The organism is Dactylosporangium cerinum, from assembly GCF_042653625.1.
GTDB lineage: Bacteria > Actinomycetota > Actinomycetes > Mycobacteriales > Micromonosporaceae > Dactylosporangium > Dactylosporangium cerinum.
Window position 1 is genome coordinate 62,899 of sequence record NZ_JBHSIU010000034.1, and the last position, 15,868, is coordinate 78,766.

At 71.6% G+C, this 15,868-nt stretch carries 18 protein-coding genes; 7 read left to right on the top strand and 11 right to left on the bottom strand.

From position 1 onward, the window contains the following. Nucleotides 1-77: 77 nt before the first annotated feature. Nucleotides 78-359: a hypothetical protein gene (locus tag ACFPIJ_RS26480; RefSeq protein ID WP_380118355.1), complete on the bottom strand. Its 282-nt coding sequence runs from the start codon at nt 357-359 to the stop codon at nt 78-80. A gap of 88 nt (nt 360-447) precedes the next feature. On the opposite strand from ACFPIJ_RS26480, the gene ACFPIJ_RS26485 reads away from it, so the two are divergent. Together ACFPIJ_RS26485 and ACFPIJ_RS26490 are read left to right on the top strand one after the other, a co-directional pair. Next, nucleotides 448-1,017, top strand: coding sequence for a TetR/AcrR family transcriptional regulator (locus ACFPIJ_RS26485; RefSeq protein WP_380118357.1), 570 nt, complete (start codon nt 448-450; stop codon nt 1,015-1,017). A gap of 39 nt (nt 1,018-1,056) precedes the next feature. Next, entirely contained in the window at nt 1,057-2,022 is a 966-nt protein-coding gene (locus tag ACFPIJ_RS26490) for a universal stress protein (RefSeq protein WP_380118359.1), read from the top strand. Nucleotides 2,023-2,066: 44 nt separating this feature from the next. Here the strand turns inward: ACFPIJ_RS26490 and ACFPIJ_RS26495 are convergent, their stop codons facing one another. The 4 genes from ACFPIJ_RS26495 to ACFPIJ_RS26510 form a co-directional block, all read right to left on the bottom strand. Continuing rightward, nucleotides 2,067-3,008 (bottom strand): DODA-type extradiol aromatic ring-opening family dioxygenase, encoded by a 942-nt coding sequence (locus tag ACFPIJ_RS26495; protein ID WP_380118361.1) that lies wholly within the window; start codon nt 3,006-3,008, stop codon nt 2,067-2,069. Then, nucleotides 3,005-3,880: an alpha/beta fold hydrolase gene (locus ACFPIJ_RS26500; protein WP_380118363.1), complete on the bottom strand. Its 876-nt coding sequence runs from the start codon at nt 3,878-3,880 to the stop codon at nt 3,005-3,007. Before ACFPIJ_RS26500 ends, ACFPIJ_RS26495 begins: the two co-directional genes overlap by 4 nt. An 85-nt stretch (nt 3,881-3,965) precedes the next feature. After that, a complete protein-coding gene (locus tag ACFPIJ_RS26505; protein ID WP_380118365.1) occupies nt 3,966-4,469 on the bottom strand; it encodes a cupin domain-containing protein in 504 nt (167 codons plus the stop codon). Beyond that, the gene (locus ACFPIJ_RS26510; protein ID WP_380118367.1) at nt 4,469-5,263 is read right to left on the bottom strand and encodes an SDR family oxidoreductase; all 795 of its coding nucleotides are present in this window, start codon (nt 5,261-5,263) and stop codon (nt 4,469-4,471) included. Before ACFPIJ_RS26510 ends, ACFPIJ_RS26505 begins: the two co-directional genes overlap by 1 nt. A gap of 18 nt (nt 5,264-5,281) precedes the next feature. On the opposite strand from ACFPIJ_RS26510, the gene ACFPIJ_RS26515 reads away from it, so the two are divergent. The 4 genes from ACFPIJ_RS26515 to ACFPIJ_RS26530 all read left to right on the top strand — a co-directional run bounded on the left by ACFPIJ_RS26515 (nt 5,282) and on the right by ACFPIJ_RS26530 (nt 8,960). Beyond that, on the top strand, nt 5,282-6,049 hold the full coding sequence (locus ACFPIJ_RS26515; protein WP_380118369.1) for an IclR family transcriptional regulator: 768 nt from the start codon (nt 5,282-5,284) through the stop codon (nt 6,047-6,049). 103 nt (nt 6,050-6,152) lie between these two features. Next, the gene (locus tag ACFPIJ_RS26520; protein WP_380118371.1) at nt 6,153-6,620 is read left to right on the top strand and encodes a cupin domain-containing protein; all 468 of its coding nucleotides are present in this window, start codon (nt 6,153-6,155) and stop codon (nt 6,618-6,620) included. A 2-nt stretch (nt 6,621-6,622) separates the two neighbouring features. Next, the gene (locus tag ACFPIJ_RS26525) at nt 6,623-8,110 is read left to right on the top strand and encodes a flavin-containing monooxygenase (RefSeq protein ID WP_380118373.1); all 1,488 of its coding nucleotides are present in this window, start codon (nt 6,623-6,625) and stop codon (nt 8,108-8,110) included. Nucleotides 8,111-8,183: 73 nt separating this feature from the next. Then, nucleotides 8,184-8,960: a hypothetical protein gene (locus tag ACFPIJ_RS26530; protein WP_380118375.1), complete on the top strand. Its 777-nt coding sequence runs from the start codon at nt 8,184-8,186 to the stop codon at nt 8,958-8,960. Here ACFPIJ_RS26530 and ACFPIJ_RS26535 read toward each other — a convergent pair. Genes ACFPIJ_RS26535 through ACFPIJ_RS26555 form a run of 5 tightly spaced genes read right to left on the bottom strand, consistent with a single transcriptional unit; the run spans nt 8,950 to nt 12,554 of the window. Continuing rightward, on the bottom strand, nt 8,950-9,129 hold the full coding sequence (locus ACFPIJ_RS26535; protein WP_380118377.1) for a hypothetical protein: 180 nt from the start codon (nt 9,127-9,129) through the stop codon (nt 8,950-8,952). The two genes, ACFPIJ_RS26530 and ACFPIJ_RS26535, sit on opposite strands and share 11 nt — an antisense overlap. A gap of 17 nt (nt 9,130-9,146) precedes the next feature. Then, nucleotides 9,147-9,947, bottom strand: coding sequence for an ABC transporter permease (locus ACFPIJ_RS26540; protein WP_380118379.1), 801 nt, complete (start codon nt 9,945-9,947; stop codon nt 9,147-9,149). Beyond that, nucleotides 9,944-10,699 (bottom strand): ABC transporter permease, encoded by a 756-nt coding sequence (locus tag ACFPIJ_RS26545; RefSeq protein WP_380118381.1) that lies wholly within the window; start codon nt 10,697-10,699, stop codon nt 9,944-9,946. Before ACFPIJ_RS26545 ends, ACFPIJ_RS26540 begins: the two co-directional genes overlap by 4 nt. Continuing rightward, nucleotides 10,696-11,466 (bottom strand): ABC transporter ATP-binding protein, encoded by a 771-nt coding sequence (locus ACFPIJ_RS26550; RefSeq protein ID WP_380118383.1) that lies wholly within the window; start codon nt 11,464-11,466, stop codon nt 10,696-10,698. The genes ACFPIJ_RS26545 and ACFPIJ_RS26550 overlap by 4 nt, the downstream gene beginning before the upstream one ends. Nucleotides 11,467-11,501: 35 nt before the next feature. Further along, a complete protein-coding gene (locus ACFPIJ_RS26555; protein WP_380118385.1) occupies nt 11,502-12,554 on the bottom strand; it encodes an ABC transporter substrate-binding protein in 1,053 nt (350 codons plus the stop codon). Nucleotides 12,555-12,834: 280 nt separating this feature from the next. On the opposite strand from ACFPIJ_RS26555, the gene ACFPIJ_RS26560 reads away from it, so the two are divergent. Continuing rightward, a complete protein-coding gene (locus ACFPIJ_RS26560; RefSeq protein ID WP_380118387.1) occupies nt 12,835-14,757 on the top strand; it encodes an APC family permease in 1,923 nt (640 codons plus the stop codon). Here ACFPIJ_RS26560 and dmpG read toward each other — a convergent pair. Further along, the gene (gene dmpG, locus ACFPIJ_RS26565) at nt 14,754-15,800 is read right to left on the bottom strand and encodes a 4-hydroxy-2-oxovalerate aldolase (protein ID WP_380118389.1); all 1,047 of its coding nucleotides are present in this window, start codon (nt 15,798-15,800) and stop codon (nt 14,754-14,756) included. The genes ACFPIJ_RS26560 and dmpG overlap by 4 nt on opposite strands. Nucleotides 15,801-15,868: the final 68 nt, after the last annotated feature.

Consider the following 15,868-nt stretch of genomic DNA (forward strand, 5'->3'; position numbering starts at 1 on the left):
AACCATACACGAGCTTTTACTCGTATTTGAGTCGAGAATACGAGTCATTGCTCGCATACGTCAACGCCACATGGTGATCACTGCCGGCCGAAGGCGCCGATGCGGGCATGGAACAGGGACATCAGCAGGACACCGACGGCAGCCGACGCGACCGACGCGACGGTGTGGCGGCCCAGATCGGCGAAGCCAACGAGGGCGGCGGCGATAAGGAACATGAACCAGCCGGCGGTCACGTTGACGACCGGGGAACCGCCGAACGGGGTGGGGAACCGCTCGCGGGTGATGCCCTTGACGAAGTGCGGCACCGCGTTGGCGGCAAAGACCCCGGCGAAGAACATGAGCAGCAGGGTGGCGATCATGACTGCACTCCATTTCAGTCTACGCTTGTTGACTGAAACGACGATAGCCGCGGTCGCCCCACTCGGTCAACACCCGTAGACTGAAACCGTGACCAGCCGCGCCGAGCAACGACGCCAGACCGAGGCCCGCATCCTGGACGCCGCCCGCAGGATCTTCGCGGAGCGCGGCTACGACCGCACGACCATCCGCGCCGTCGCCGCCGCCGCCGACACGGATCCGGGCCTCGTCATGCGGCACTACGGCAGCAAGGACAACCTCTACGCGCACGCCGTGCGGTCCCCCGGCGAACCGGCCTCCGACCTGCCACCGGTCACGCCGGACACCCTGCCCGACCACCTGCTCGCGACCCTGCACGACAAGCTCGCCCACGAGCCGGTCGAGCTGCTCGCCCAGGTCCGCTCCATGTTCACCCACCCCGAGTCGGCGCAGGACGTGCGAAGCACCATCACCGCCCAGCAACGCGCCGCCGCCACCGTCATCACCACCGACAACCCGCAGCTGCGCGCCAGCCTCGTCGGCGCCCTCATCCTCGGCACCATCATCGGCCGCTACGTCCTGCGGCTCGACGAGCTCGACGCCGCCGATCCCGACACCATCACCGAGCACCTCCGCCCGGCCATCGCCGCCATCCTCGGCACGCCGGAGGCTGAGGTGTGAAACTCCGGGTCTCGGGAAAGCGACACCTGAGAGGGTGGCGTGGAGAGAGCCGTGATGATGTCGATCAGCCAGATGGTGCGCCCGCGGCCGGAGACCGGAGCGGCCGTTGTCGGCGTGGACGGGTCCGCCGAGAGTGACCGGGCGGTTCACTGGGCCGCGGGCGACGCCGGCCGCCACGGGCGGCCGCTGCACCTGTTGCACGCGTGCGACGGACCGACGCTGGTCTTCCCGTTGCCGGGCTTCTGGATGCCGGTCGTCTGTGCGCCGCGGCCCGCACGGCACGCAGAACGACTGCTGGCGAACGCGGCCACCGTGGCCGCCAAGGCCTGCCCCGACCTTGCCGTCACCAGCAGCACCGTCGGGGGCCGGCCGATACCGACGCTGCTGGCCATGGCCGGGCGCGCCGCGATGATCGTGGTCGGCGGACGCCAGGCGGGCGGGCCGGGCACGTTGCTGGCCGGCTCAACCGCGGCCGAGATCGCCGAGCACGCGGCGTGTCCCGTCGTGGTCGTGCACAAGCGCCGGGGCGGCACCGGCGCGAACGAGGGCCGGGTCGTCGTCGGCGTCGACGGTTCCGCGGCTTCAGAGGCGGCGACGGCGTTCGCGTTCGAGCAGGCCGTGACGTTGCGGACCGGCGTCACCGCGGTGCACGCCTATCAGCTGCCGGTTGACCCGATGCTCGGCGGCAGGCTGCCTGGGTACTTCGATCTGGGTGCCAGGTGCGATGCGGCGCAGCAACTGCTGTCCCGGGTGATGGCCGGCTGGCGGCGCAGGTATCCGGAGACGGATGTGCGGCTGACCGTCGATCTCGGTGCGCCCGCCGGCGCGCTGATGCGGGCGGGTGAAGGCGCGGAGCTCCTGGTCGTCGGGGCACACGGCCGCGGGGCGTTCCGGGGCCTGCTCCTCGGGTCGACCAGCCGGACCATGCTGTACCAGGCGCCCTGCCCCCTCGCCGTGGTCCACGACCGGCCCCGCGTTCCCACCATCCGGCCCGGCCCGCAGTGACCTGCCGGTTGGCTGGTGCCCTGACCGGAAGCGTTGGAGGTGCCTTAGGCGGGCCGCACGGGGAAGGTCGTGCCGATCGCCATGCCGGTGATCCATTCGGGGACCGGCTCGTAGCTGTCCCAGACGAGGGGGAGCCCGACCGCGGCGTGGCCGACCAGCCACGAGCGGATCTCGTGGCCGCCGCTGCCGGCCTCGCGCTCCAGCTGCTCGTGGCCCAGCGCCACGACCGGTTCGAGGTCCACCGTGCGCAGCTGCCGCAGGAACCAGCGGTCCCAGCCCGCGTTCACCGGCGCGTCCGGGTTGCCCGCCATCGCCCGCACCCGCGGCTCGCGGACCGCGGCGAACGCCCGGGCGTCCTTGCGGCCGTGGATCAGCGCGTCGCGGCGCTCGCCGACCACCGACGGGTCCCGCGGGTCGTTGGAGGGCAGCCAGTGCGACAACCCGCCGCTGGCGACGACCAGGACCCGGCCGGGGTCGGGGCAGCGGCGGATCGCGTCGCCCAGCGCCCGGCCCAGGGCCACGCACCGCGCCAGCCCGGGCAGCGGCGGCGCGGCGGTGTTCAGCACCAGCGGGACCAACGGGATCTCGATCCCGCCGGTGGTCATCTCATAGCTCTGCACCACGCCGTGGTCGACGGTCAGCGCGTAGGACAACGACACGTCGAAGCCCGCGTCGGCCAGCCCGTCCCGCACCGCCCACGCCAGCCCGGACGCGACCGGCAGCCGGCCCTCGGTGCTGCCGAAGTCACCGAACCCGGTGGCCGCCTCGACGCCGAGCACGAACGGCGGCATCTGGTCGTAGAAGTTCGCGTGGAAGTGGTCCGGGCCGATCACCACGACCGCGTCCGGGGCCAGCTCCGCCACCGCGGCGGCGACCCGCCGCGCGTCGGCCAGGAACCGGCCGCCGGGTTCGCCGGCGCCGGCCGGCGGCAGCAGCGTCGCGAACGGTGAGTGCGACATCCCGGCGAAGCCGATGATCTCGCTCACGCGGGGTCCTTCCCGAGCAGCAGGAAGTCCCGGTGGGCGCGCAGGTACTCGTCGACCTTCTCCCACTGCGGCCAGTGCCCGGCGTCGGCGATGACGTGCAGCCGCGCGTCCGGCAGCCAGCCGAGCAGCAGGTCCGCCTCGTCCAGCCCGCCGGTCGGGTCGTGCTCGGTCCACAGCAGCAGCGTCGGGGCGCTCACCGTGCCGACCCAGTCCGGCCCCCAGGCGAAGTCCCTGCGCACCAGCGGATCCTGCAGCACCAGCGTGTTCGTGATCGCCTGGACGAACCCGGGCCGGCGGTAGACGGCCCGCCGCAGGTTGACGAGTTCGTCGGTGACCATCTCCTTGTGGTGGAACAGGAACTCCACCCGCCGGCGCACGGTCTCGTCGCTCGGGTCCAGCACCGCGGCCATCGTGCTGTCCCGCATCCGGGCCATCACCGCGGGCTTGTTCGCGATGTTGCCCGGCGTGTTGAGCACCAGCCGGTCCACCCGCCCGGGATGGTGCGCGGCCGTCCAGGCCACCACCCACCCGCCGAGCGACTCCCCGGACAGGTGCGCGCGGTCGATGCCCAGCGCGTCCATCAGCCCGATGAGGTGATCGCTGAGCACGTCGATGGTGTACGGGCGGTCCGGCGTGTCCGACCACCCGTGCCCGAGCATGTCGTAGGCGGTGACCCGGAAGTCTGCGGCCAGCCCCGCGATGTCGCGCGCGTACGCCTCGAGATGGCCGCCGGTGCCGTGCAGCAGGATCAGGTCCGGGCCGCTGCCGGCGCGCAGGACCCGGGTGCGCACCCCGCCCACGTCGACGTGGCGCAGCTCGTGATCGACCGTGGCCAGCTCGGCCCAGATGCTGATGTGCTCGGGCAGGCTCATGCCGCCACCTCCGCTGCGCTCCGGCGTCGGCCTGAGCCAACACTGCGCACCTGATGACCGGTTCCTCCGCTGCGCTGCGGACCGCTCATGTCCCCTCCTCGTTGCATCGGGCGCGGGCCTCGGCGACGGTGGCCAGTCCCGCGCTCTGCCTGCGGGCGATCCCGAACTGGTGCAGCAGCCGGGAGTTCTCGATGGTGAGGAACTCGACCGGCGCGCCGGCGGAGTCGTTGTAGTGCCGGTGCCACGTCCACGGCGGCGTGTAGATGAACGCGCCGGTGCTCCACCGCTCGACCTCGTCCTCGACCTCGGTGTGCCCGGTGCCGGAGATCACGTAGTGGACGGTCTCGTGGTAGTGCCGCTGCATGTCGGAGCTCAGCCCCGGCGGGATGCTCTGCCGGAAGATCTCGAACGTGGCGGTCGGCAGCTTCCCGGCGATCCGCAGCAGCGTCGGGTTGTGCACCTGCGCCGCGGGCAGCGTCTCCAGCTCGTGGTCGTGCACCACGATCGGGCGGGCCCCGCTGGGCCGCACCGCCGCCGAGATCGCGCCGAGGAACTCGGCCAGGTCGAAGTCCGGTCCGGACTGTGCCATCAGGCTGCCTCCGTTCTGCCACCGTCGACCGTGAGCACGGTCCCGTTGACGTAGCTTGCATCTGCGGAGGCCAGGAACGAGATGGCCGCGCCGACCTCCTCGGGCCGTCCCGCCCGCCCGGCCGGCACCGTGGCCACGTCCGCGGCGTCCAGCTCGGCGTAGGTCGCGCCGGTGCGCTCCGCGCGGGCGGCGAGGATCGCGTGCCGGCGCTCGGTGGCGGTCGGGCCGGGTGCGACGCAGTTGACGGTGACGCCGCGGTCGGCGTACTCGTGGGAGAGCAGTTTGGCGGCGCCGGTCACCGCGGCCCGCAGCACCACGCTGGCGGCCAGGTCCGGCTGCGGCTGGCGGACCGCCGTGGACGTCACGAAGACCACCCGGCCGAAGCCGCGCCCGGCCATCGCCGGCAGCGCCAGCCGGGCCAGCCGCAACGGCCCGCGCAGCAGCAGGTCGAACGCGACCTGCCAGCCCTCGTCGTCGACGTCCAGGATGCGGCCGGGCGGCGGGCCGCCCGCGTTGAGCACCAGGACGTCGACGTCCGCGGCCTGCCGCGGGCGGTCCGTGGCGAGGTCGGCGACGACGGTGGTCACGGCGGCGCCGGTGCGGCCGGCGATCGCGGCTGCGGCCGCGTGCAGCGGCTCCGGGCGGCGACCGGCGAGGACGATGTCGTGGCCGGCCCGGGCCAGGCACTCCGCGGCGGCGAACCCGATCCCGGAGCCACCGCCGCCGACCAGAGCGGTCCTTCTGCTGATGATGGCCTCCCCACATCGCCGGTCAGCGTCTAGCCTGACCGGCATGACCGGCAGGGTCCTACCGTGAGTCCCGCTGAGCGGGACGCGGGTTCGCAGCCGGGCCTCGGCGGCCTGGACCGGGCGGCCGCGATCTTCGGCGCCTTCGACGAGCAGCACCGGGAGCTGACCCTGGCCGCGCTGGTCGCCCGCTGCGGCCTGCCACGCTCGAGCACCCACCGCACCGCGGACACCATGCTGCGGCTGGGATGGCTGGACAAGCCGGCGGACCGGTACCGGATCGGCAACCGGATCTTCGAGCTGTCCGGCCTGGCCCCGGTGCGGCACGAGCTGCGCGAGACGGCGCTGCCGTTCCTGCAGGACCTCTACCACGCCACCCGCACGACGGTGCAGCTCGGCGTGCTCAGCGGCACCCAGATCCTGCTGGTCGAGAAGATCACCGGGCATCGTCCGCTGCCGATGTTGTCGCAGGTGGGGGCGCTGCTGCCGGCGTACTGCTCGGCGCTGGGCCGGGCCATCCTCGCCTACAGCGACGAGCACACCGTGCAGGCGGTGATCGACGCCGGGCTGGACCGCCGCACGCCCCGGACCATCACCACGGCCAGTGCCCTGCGCCGCGAGCTGGTCGCCATCCCCGACCGCGGCCTGGCCGTGGAGCGGGAGGAGGGCAACATCGGGATCAGCTGCGTCGCCGCGCCGATCTTCGGGCCGCTGGGCGAGGTGGTCGCCGCCGTCTCGGTCACCGGCCCGACCGCGCTGGTCCGCGCCGACCGCGCCGGGCCCGCGGTGCGGCTGGCCGCGGCGGCCACGTCCCGGGCGTACTGCACCCGGTAGCCACGACATTCCGTCCCGCTCAGCGGGACCCGGGGTTGGTGCGCGGACCGGCCGGCCGCACGCTGTGAGCCAGCGCACACCCCGAGGAAAGAGGAGGAACGCCATGAGCCTTGGCGGTGGTTACATGCTCGCCTCGCGCAAAGGGACGCAGATCCCCGCGATCGGCCTGAACATCACGATGAAGGCGAACGGATCGGCGACCCGCGAGGCGTACTCGCTGTTCGAGTACAGCATCCCGGCGGAGACCAACGGCCCGCCGGCCCACCTGCACACCCGCGAGGACGAGTCGTTCATCTGCCTCGCCGGCCGGCTGGACGTGTCCCTCGGCGGCGAGGAGTTCACCCTTGAGTTCGGCGACTACCTCTACCTGCCACGCAACGTGGTGCACACGTTCCGCAACCCGTACGGCGAGGAGGCCCGCGTCATCTCCGTGGTGTCCCCGGCCGGGCTCGAGGCGTACTACCAGGCGCTCGGTGAGCTGCCGCCCGGCCCGAAGGACATGGCGACGCTGAAGCCCATCATGGAGGAGTTCGGGATCCAGTTGCAGCTGCCGCCCGGCGGGGGGCACTGACCATGCGCGTCGGGATCATCGGCGCCGGGGTGGCCGGACTGGCCACCGCCAAGACGCTGCTGCAGGCCGGGCACGACGTCGTGGTCTTCGACTCGGCACCGGACGTGGGCGGGGTGTGGAGCCGCACCCGGCGCTACCCGGGCCTGACCACCCAGAGCGCCCGGGCCACCTATGGCCTGTCGGACTACCCGATGCCGAAGGACCTCCCGGAGTGGCCGACCGGCGCCCAGGTGCAGTCGTGGCTCGAGGCGTACACCGTCGAATTCGGCATCCAGCCGCACCTGCGGCTCGGCGTCAGGGTCGAACGGGCCGCGCGGGAGGCGGGCCGCTGGAGCCTCACCCTCTCCACCGGAGGCACCGAGACCGTCGACCGGCTCGTGGTCGCCAACGGCGTGTTCAGCGAGCCGAACCTGCCGGCCTTCGACGGCGCGGACGAGTTCGTGGCGGCCGGCGGGCAGGTCCTCGCCGGCACCGACGTCCACGACGCGGAACTGGGCCGCGACAAGCAGGTCCTGGTGGTCGGCTACGGCAAGTCGGCGTGCGACGTGACCGTCCCGCTCAGTGAGGTCGCCGCCGGCACCCACGTGATCGCCCGGCAGCTGCTGTGGAAGGTACCGCGCAAGATCGCCGGGGTGCTCAACTTCAAGATGCTGCTGCTGACCCGGATGGGCGAGGCGCTGTTCCGCTACCACCGGCTCCGCGGCGTCGAGAAGTTCCTGCACGGCCCGGGCAACCCGATCCGCCGCAGCATGCTCAACTCGGTGGGCTCGGTGTCCAAGCGGCAGTTCAAGCTCAAGCGGCTCGGGCTGGTGCCGCCCGGCACCATGGAAGGCATCGTCAAGGGCGCGATCGGCCTGGCCACCGAGGGCTTCTTCGAGGGCGTCGAGGCGGGCACGATCGTCGTGCACCGCGACACCACGATCGTGCGGCTGTCGGCCCGCGACGGCCGGCCGGTGGCGGAGCTCTCCGACGGCACCGTGCTCCCCGCCGACCTCGTCGTCTGCGCGACCGGCTTCCGCCAGGGCGTGCCGTTCCTCGAGGCCGACGTGCAGCGGCACCTCTTCGACGAGCGGACCAACTTCCTGCTCTACCGGCAGATCCTGCCGCTGGGCGTGGACGGGCTCTACTTCAACGGCTACAACTCGTCGTTCTTCAGCCCGCTCAACGCCGAGATGGCGGCCGTGTGGATCACCGCGCACCTGGCCGGCGCGGTGCCGCTGCCCGATCCGGGCGCCATGCGCCGCCAGGTCGAGGCGCAGCTGGCGTTCATGGACGTGGCCACCGACCGGCACCACTGCCGCGGCACGAAGATCATCCCGTTCTCGCTGAAGAACGTCGACGAGGTCCTGGACGACCTGGACCTCAACATCAGCAAGCGGGTGCGGGCCGCGCACTGGCTCAACCCGGTTGACCCGTCCGCGTACCGGGCGGTGACGCCGACCCTGGTCGCCCGGCTGCGCGCCGGTGACGGTGTGCTCCAGGACGCCTGACCGGCCGTTGACGGCCGCCGGCGGGGTTCCTCGTTCGGGTGAATCATGTTTGGGGATGTTCACCGGAGGTACGATGCGAGGCATCGAAGCCAGGCCGTTCCTCGTCACCATCACCCGGAGCCAGGACAGTGTCTGCCTGGCCCTGAACGGCGCGTTGGACACGGCCGTGATGCCGTCGGTCCGGGTGGGTCTGGCCAAGTGCCTGGCCGAGCAGCCGGTCGCGCTGGTGATCGATCTGCTCGGGCTGGACGCGGGCGGCGAGGTCGTGCCGATGTTCCTGCTGATGCGTCGGGAGGCCCGCCGCGCGTCGGGGGTGCCGCTGATCGTGGTCGCCGGGGAGCAGCTGCGCAAGGCGCTGCGCCTGTACTGCGCGGGTTCGAACCTCGTCGCCACCCGTGCCGAGGCGGATCTCGTCGCCGCCGGGCTCGTCCGCTTCGAGCGCTGGCGGCAGCAGGCCTTCACGGTCACGCCGTGGGGCGGCGCACTGGCCCGGGACTTCGTCGCCGGCGCGTGCGCAGCCTGGGATCTCCCGCGCCTGCTGTATGCGGCGCGGGAGGTGGTGGGCGAACTGGTCGACAATGCGGTGTGTCATGCGCGCGCCGACATCGCCGTGACCGTCGCGCACCGGCGTCGCTGCCTCGTGGTCCAGGTCCAGGACGACAGCCCGGCGATGCCCCGGCTGCTCGACCCGGTTGCCGACGACCGCCTGGGACTGTGCTGGCGTGGACGCGGCCTGCACACCGTCGCCCGGCTGACCACCGGGTGGGGCGCCCACCCGGCCGGGACCGGCAAGGTCGTCTGGGCGACGCTCGCCGTGGAGGGCGTGCCCACCGTCGCGGTCACACCTTGAACTGTGCGACGACCGCTCGCAGCTCCCGGGACATCTCCGCCAGTTCGTTTGCGGCACGGGAGTTGTCGGCCGCGCCGCGCATGGTGCGTTCGGTCGCCGTGGCCACGGTGGAGATGTTGCGGGCGATGGCCACACTGCCCTGCGCCGCGGCCATGACGTTGCGGTTCATCTCGTCCGCTCGGGCGGTCACAGGGCGCGGCGGGTCTGGTCCGGGGCGTAGCGGGCCAGGGTGAGCTGCTCCAGCACGCTGATCACGGTGTAGAGCAGGATCGACGCCACGGTCACGATCGTCACCGCGGTCCACATCCGGTCCAGTTCGAACGTCGTCACCGACTGCAGCATGAGGTAGCCGAGACCGCGGCCGGTGGTCAGCCATTCCGCGAGCAGGGCGCCGACCAGTGCGAGGGGGGCGGCGACCCGCATCGCGGCGAAGAGCGCCGGCAGCGCGGACGGGACCTGCACCCGCCAGAGCGTGGTGGTCGGCGACGCGCCGTAGGCGTGCATGAGGTCGAGGGCGGAGGCCGGCACCGCTCGCAGGGCGAGGGAGACGTTCACCAGGACCGGGAAGAAGGTGACGATGCCGGCGATCACCGTGACCGACAGCAGCCCGCGTCCGAAGACCAGTGCGATCAGCGGGGTCATCGCGACCAGTGGGACCGCCCGCAGGGCCATCGCGATGGGCATGACCGTCTGCTCGAAGCTGCGCCACAGGGCGAACGCGAGCGCCATGGCGACGGCCGCGGCCGTGCCCGCCACCATGCCGATGACCGCGTCCCACGCGGTGATCCGGCTCGCCTCGGCCAGCAGCGCCCGTTCGGCGTCGTGCTGTGGGTCCAGGAGGTAGCGCCAGACGTCCAGGGGTCCGCGGGTCAGGAAGGGGTCGAGGTCGAAGCCGCTGATCAGCCCCTGCCAGACGGCGCAGATCACGCCGACCGACAGCGCGGCGCTGCCGAGTCCGATCAGGACCCGTTTCACCGCCCGGTTCATCGTTTCACCCGCGGTGCCCAGGGGGTCAGCAGCGTGCCGGCCAGCGCGGTGAGCGCGTACGCGGCGCCGGACAGTGCGGTGGCGACGAGGGCGATGCCCCAGGTCCGTTCGACGGCGAGGCTCTGCTGCGAGTTGATCATCGCCACGCCGAGGCCGGACTCCGCACCCAGGTACTCCCCGATGATCGCGCCGAGCATCGCCGCCGGTGCCGCGATGCGCAGGCCGGCGAACATGCCCGGCAGGCTCGCGCGGAGCCGGACCCGCCACAGCTGGGTCCAGGAACCGCCGCCGTAGGCACGGACCAGGTCGAGGCTGGTCCGGTCGGCGCTGCGCAGCCCGACCAGGGTCCCGACGAGGGTGGTGAAGATGACCGACAGCGCCGCCAGGATCACCTTCGGGGTGTCGTCGCTGAAGAGCACGGCGAGCACGGGCCCGATCGCGATCACCGGCAGGCAGTAGCTGGCGAGGGCGAGTTGCAGCAGTGCCCGCTCGACGAACGGGACCTGCACGAAGGCGACCGCGAGCGCGACGGCGATGAGGTTGCCGTACAGCCAGCCGGCGCCCGCCTCCCGCAGGGTGGTCACGATGTTGGGCCAGTAGAAGTCCAGACCGTCATCGAGCAGCTGGGCCGAGATGGCGGTGGGCGGCGGCACGACACCGGACGCCGCGAAGACCGTGCGGCCGGCCAGTTCCCACGCCAGCAGCAGCGCGAGGAGGCCGAGCGCACCGGGCCACCAGGCGGCGGGTCTCACCGGGCCTCGCCGGTGAGAGCAGGGTCGCCGCCGAACAGCAGCGCGCTGAGCTGGTCCTCGAGTTCGTGGAACCGTGGCGTGCGCAGCATCTCCGGGGTCCGGGGCCGGGGCAGGTCGATGTCGATCTGGGCCACGATGCGTCCCGGCCGGGGGCTCATCACGGCCACGGTGTCGGCGAGGAAGACCGCCTCGGCGATGGAGTGGGTGACCAGCAGGGTGGTCGTGGCGCGTTCGGTCCAGATCCGCTGCAGCTCCAGGTTGAGCCGCTGGCGGGTCATCTCGTCCAGCGCCCCGAAGGGCTCGTCCAGCAGCAGGATCCGCGGTTCGACCACGAGGGCGCGGGCGATCGCCACCCGCTGCCGCATGCCGCCGGACAGCTGCGCGGGGCGGGCCTGCTCGAAGCCCTCCAACCCGACCAGCCGGATCAGGTCGGCGATCGTCGCGTCGTCGACCTTGACCCCGCTGACCTGCAGCGGCAGCCGGATGTTCGCGGTCACCGACCGCCACGGCAGCAGCGCCGCGTCCTGGAACGCGATGCCCAGATGATGGTTGCGCCGCGTCTGCGCCGGCGCCTCACCGTGGACGAACGCCGCACCGGAGGTCGGCTGTTCCAGGTCGGCGAGGATCCGCAGGATCGTGGACTTGCCGCAGCCGGAGGGGCCGAGCAACGCGACGAAGGCCCCGGCGGCGGTGTCCAGGTCGACCCGGTCCAGCGCGGTGACGACCGACCGCCGGATCGTGAACTGCTTGGTGAGCTGGCGCAGCACGATCCCACGGTCGGCCGGCGCGGCCGTTTCGGTGTTCAGGAGGCCACCTTGAGGCTGGGATCGGCCTGGTAGACCTCCTTGAGGACCGACAGGTCGAACAGCTGGTCCTTGGTGATGGTGATGCCGCCCAGGGCGAGGGTCTTGATCGTCTCGTCGATGAGCTGGTCGGTGATGGTGAACAGGCCGTTGGCCTTCGTGTCGGCGGTCTGCACGACGGTGTTCTGCGCCGCGGACTCCAGGACCTGCTCGGCCTCGCTGAGCCCGAGGTCCTTGCCGTAGACGGTGGCGGCGAGCTTCGCCCCGAGGGCCGGGTCCTGGATCGACTTCGTCCAGCCGCGGATGTCGCCGATCAGCATCGCCTTGACCTTGTCGCGGTCCTTGACGAGCGAGTCCTTCCGGACCACGTAGATCTCCGACACCATCGGATATCCGTGGTCGTTGAGCAGCATCACCGCGGTGTCGATGCCCTTGGTCTTGAGCAGGTTCGGCTCGTTGGTGAAGAACGAGAACCAGCCGTCGACCTCCTTCGCGACCAGCGGCTGCGGGTCGAACTGCGCCGGCACCTTCGTGATCTTGCTCGGGTCGAGGTTGTTGGCCTTCAGGAACGCGTTCCAGACCGGCTCGTTGGTCGCCTGCACGCCGATCTTCTTGCCCACCAGGTCCTGCGGGCTGTTGATCGGCTTGCTGGCCAGGCTCATGATGCAGAAGGGGTTCTTCTGGTACTGCGCGCCGATCGCGACCAGCGGTGCCCCTTTCAGGATCGCCGCGCTGGTGATGTCCGGTGAGGAGATGCCCACCAGTGCCTTGCCGGCGGTGACCACGGAGTCCTGGCTGACGTTCGGCCCGCCGGCCATCAGGTTGACCGAGCTGAACCCGGCCTCCTTGTAGTAGCCGTTGGTGTCCGCGATGTACGCACCCGCGAACTCGACGTTCTTGATCCAGGACAGCTGGTAGTTGAGCGTGCCGAAGTCCTTGCCCCCCGACGCCGACGTGGACGGCGCCTCGTCGTCGTCGCCGCACGCCGCGAGCGCGGTCGCCGCCGAGCCCAGGACGGCGAGGCCGGCCGCCGCCCGAGCGGTCCGCAACATGAACAAACGTCGATCCATTGGCTGCCCCATCGTGATCTCCTCATCGGAAGGTGGCACGAAGGTAGCCACGTCGTGTTTCGCAGCTGTTGCTGTCACGTGAGTACATGTGCCGGTCTCCACAGGCGCCGGGCCGTCATCCGCCGAGGGTTGCTACTTGCGGTGTCGCGGGGTACAGGCCTGCCGTGCAGGAGACTCCAGACGTCTCGTTCCGCAACCCCGGCCGGATCACCCGCCGGGGTGAGCAGCGCGTGCACGGCCCCTCCCGCGGAGCGGGCCCGCGATGACCGGGATCCGCGCCTGGCTGCTGTCGGGCATCAACGACCGTTCGCTGCAGCACGCGGGGCCGGGCGCCAAACCGGCCGCGGACCGCCGCCACCCGTGGTGGAAGGTGATGTGCCTGACCGGGGTGGACTACTTCTCGACCCTGGGCTACCAGCCGGGGATCGCCGCGCTCGCCGCCGGGCTGCTGTCACCGGTGGCGACCGTGGTGCTGATCCTGGTCACGCTGCTCGGCGCGCTGCCGGTGTATCGGCGGGTCGCCGCGGAGAGCCCGCACGGTGAAGGCTCGATCGCGATGCTGGTGCGGCTGCTGCCGTTCTGGCAGGGCAAGCTGTTCGTCCTGGTCCTGCTCGGGTTCGCGGCCACCGACTTCATCATCACGATGACGCTGTCCGCCGCGGACGCCACCGCGCACCTGGACGAGAACCCGTTCTGGCCCGCGGCGCTGCACGACCACGAGGTCCTGGTGACCCTGGTCCTGCTCGGGCTCCTCGGCGCGGTGTTCCTCATCGGCTTCACCGAGGCGGTCGGCATCGCGGTCACCATCGTCGGGGTCTACCTGGCGCTGAACGTGGTCGTCGTCGTCGACGGCCTGTGGCTGATCGCGACCCACCCGTCGACGCTCACCAACTGGTCGTCGGCGCTGACGGCCCGGCACGGCAATCCGCTGCTGGTCGTGGCGATCGCGTTGCTCGTGTTCCCGAAACTGGCGCTGGGCCTGTCCGGGTTCGAGACCGGGGTGGCGGTGATGCCACACGTCCGCGGCGACCCGGCCGACAGTGAGGAACACCCGGCCGGGCGGATCCGCGACACCAGGAAACTGCTCACCACCGCGGCGCTGATCATGAGCGGGTTCCTGCTCACCACCAGCGTCATCACCACGGTCCTCATCCCGCCGGCCGAGTTCAAGTCGGGCGGGAAGGCCGACGGCCGGGCGTTGGCGTACCTGGCGCACGAGCACCTCGGCCCGGTCTTCGGTACCGTGTACGACCTGGCGACCATCGCGATCCTCTGGTTCGCCGGCGCGTCCGCGATGGCCGGCCTGCTGAACCTGGTTCCCCGGTACCTGCCCCGCTACGGGATGGCACCGGACTGGGCCGGCGCGGTGCGGCCGCTGGTCCTGGTGTTCCTCGCCATCGCGTTTCTGATCACCGTCCTCTTCGACGCCGACGTCAACGCCCAGGGCGGCGCCTACGCCACCGGCGTCCTCGTCCTGATCACCTCCGCCTCGGTGGCCGCCGCCCTGTCCGCGCGCCGCCACCAGCAACGCCGCGCGTTCGGAGGGTTCGCGGTCATCGCCGTCGTCCTCGTCTACACCACGATCGCCAACATCGCCGAACGCCCGGACGGCGTGAAGATCGCCGGGTGCTTCATCACCGGCATCCTGCTGGTGTCCGTGCTGTCCCGCATCGACCGGTCGTTCGAACTGCGGGTCACCGACCTGCAGTTCGACGAGACCGCCAGCACCTTCATCCACGACTGCGCCCGGCGCACGATCCGGCTCGTCGCGAAGGAACCCGCGCACCGCGCGGCCCTCGATTACCAGGAGAAGCTGCGGCAGATCCAGGCCGACAACGACATCCCCGACGCCGCCGACGTGATCTTCGTCGAGGTGGCCATCACCGACGCCTCGGACTTCGCCTCTGCCGTTGTGGTCCGTGGCGAGGTGCTGCACGGCCGTTACCGGGTCCTGGTCCTGCGGAACCCGGCCGTCGCGAGCGCTGTCGCCGCGCTGCTGCTCGGCATCCGGGACCGCACCGGCCGGCGCCCGCACATCTACTTCGAGTGGACCGAGGGCAACCCGGCCGCCAACTTTCTCCGCTTCCTCATCTTCGGCCAGGGCGAGATCGCACCGGTCACCCGCGAGGTGCTGCGCCGGCAGGAACCCGACCGCCGCCACCGGCCACACGTGCACGTCGGCTAGTGTGCCGAGTCGTTGATTCGTTGATTCGTTGCTCGGCATGGGTGATGGTTCAGGTCCAGGGCGATGTCGACGAGCAGGTCCTCCTGGCCGCCGACCAGGCGCCGCCGGCCGGCCTCCACCAGGATGTCCCGCACGTCCAGGCCGTGCCGCCGCGCCGCCGTCTCGGCGTGCCGCAGGAACGAGCTGTAGACGCCCGCGTAGCCGAGGGTGAGGGTCTCCCGGTCAACCCGGACCGGGCGGTCCTGCAGCGGCCGCACGATGTCCTCCGCCGCGTCCTGCAGGGCGAACAGGTCACAGCCGTGCTCCCAGCCGCGCAGGATCGCTACCGCGACGAACGGCTCGATCGGGCAGTTGCCGGCCCCGGCGCCCTGACCGGCCAGGGACGCGTCCACCCTGGTGACGCCCTCCTCCACGGCGACCATCGAGTTGGCGACCGACAGCGACAGGTTCTCGTGCGCGTGGATGCCCAGCTCGGTGTCCGGTTCCAGGACGTCGCGGTACGCCCGGATCCGCTCGCGCACGCCGTCCATCATCAGCCGGCCGCCGGAGTCGGTGACGTAGACGCAGTGCGCGCCGTAGGACTCCATGAGCTTCGCCTGCCCGGCCAGCTCGGCCGGCCCGGCGAGGTGGCTCATCATCAGGAAGCCGGAGACGTCCATGCCCAGCTCGCGGGCGGTCGCGATGTGCTGGGCCGCGACGTCGGCCTCGGTGCAGTGGGTGGCGATGCGGACCGAGCGGACGCCGAGCGCGTACGCCTGCCGGAGCTCCGCGATGGTGCCGATGCCGGGCAGCAGCAGGGTGGTCAGCCGGGCCCGGCTGATGTGCGCGGCGGCCACCTCGATCCACTCCCAGTCGGTGTGTGAGCCGGGGCCGTAGTTCAGGCTGCCGCCGGCCAGCCCGTCGCCGTGGGCCACCTCGATGCCGTCCACCCCGGCCGCGTCCAGCGCCGCCACGATCCGGGCGACCGAGTCGAGGGCCATGCGGTGCCGGACGGCGTGCATGCCGTCCCGCAGCGTCACATCCTGGATGAACAACCGGGTCATGCCGCCACCTCCGCTGCGCTCCGGCGTCGGCCTGACCCAGAGACTGAACCCATGATGACCAGCTCCTC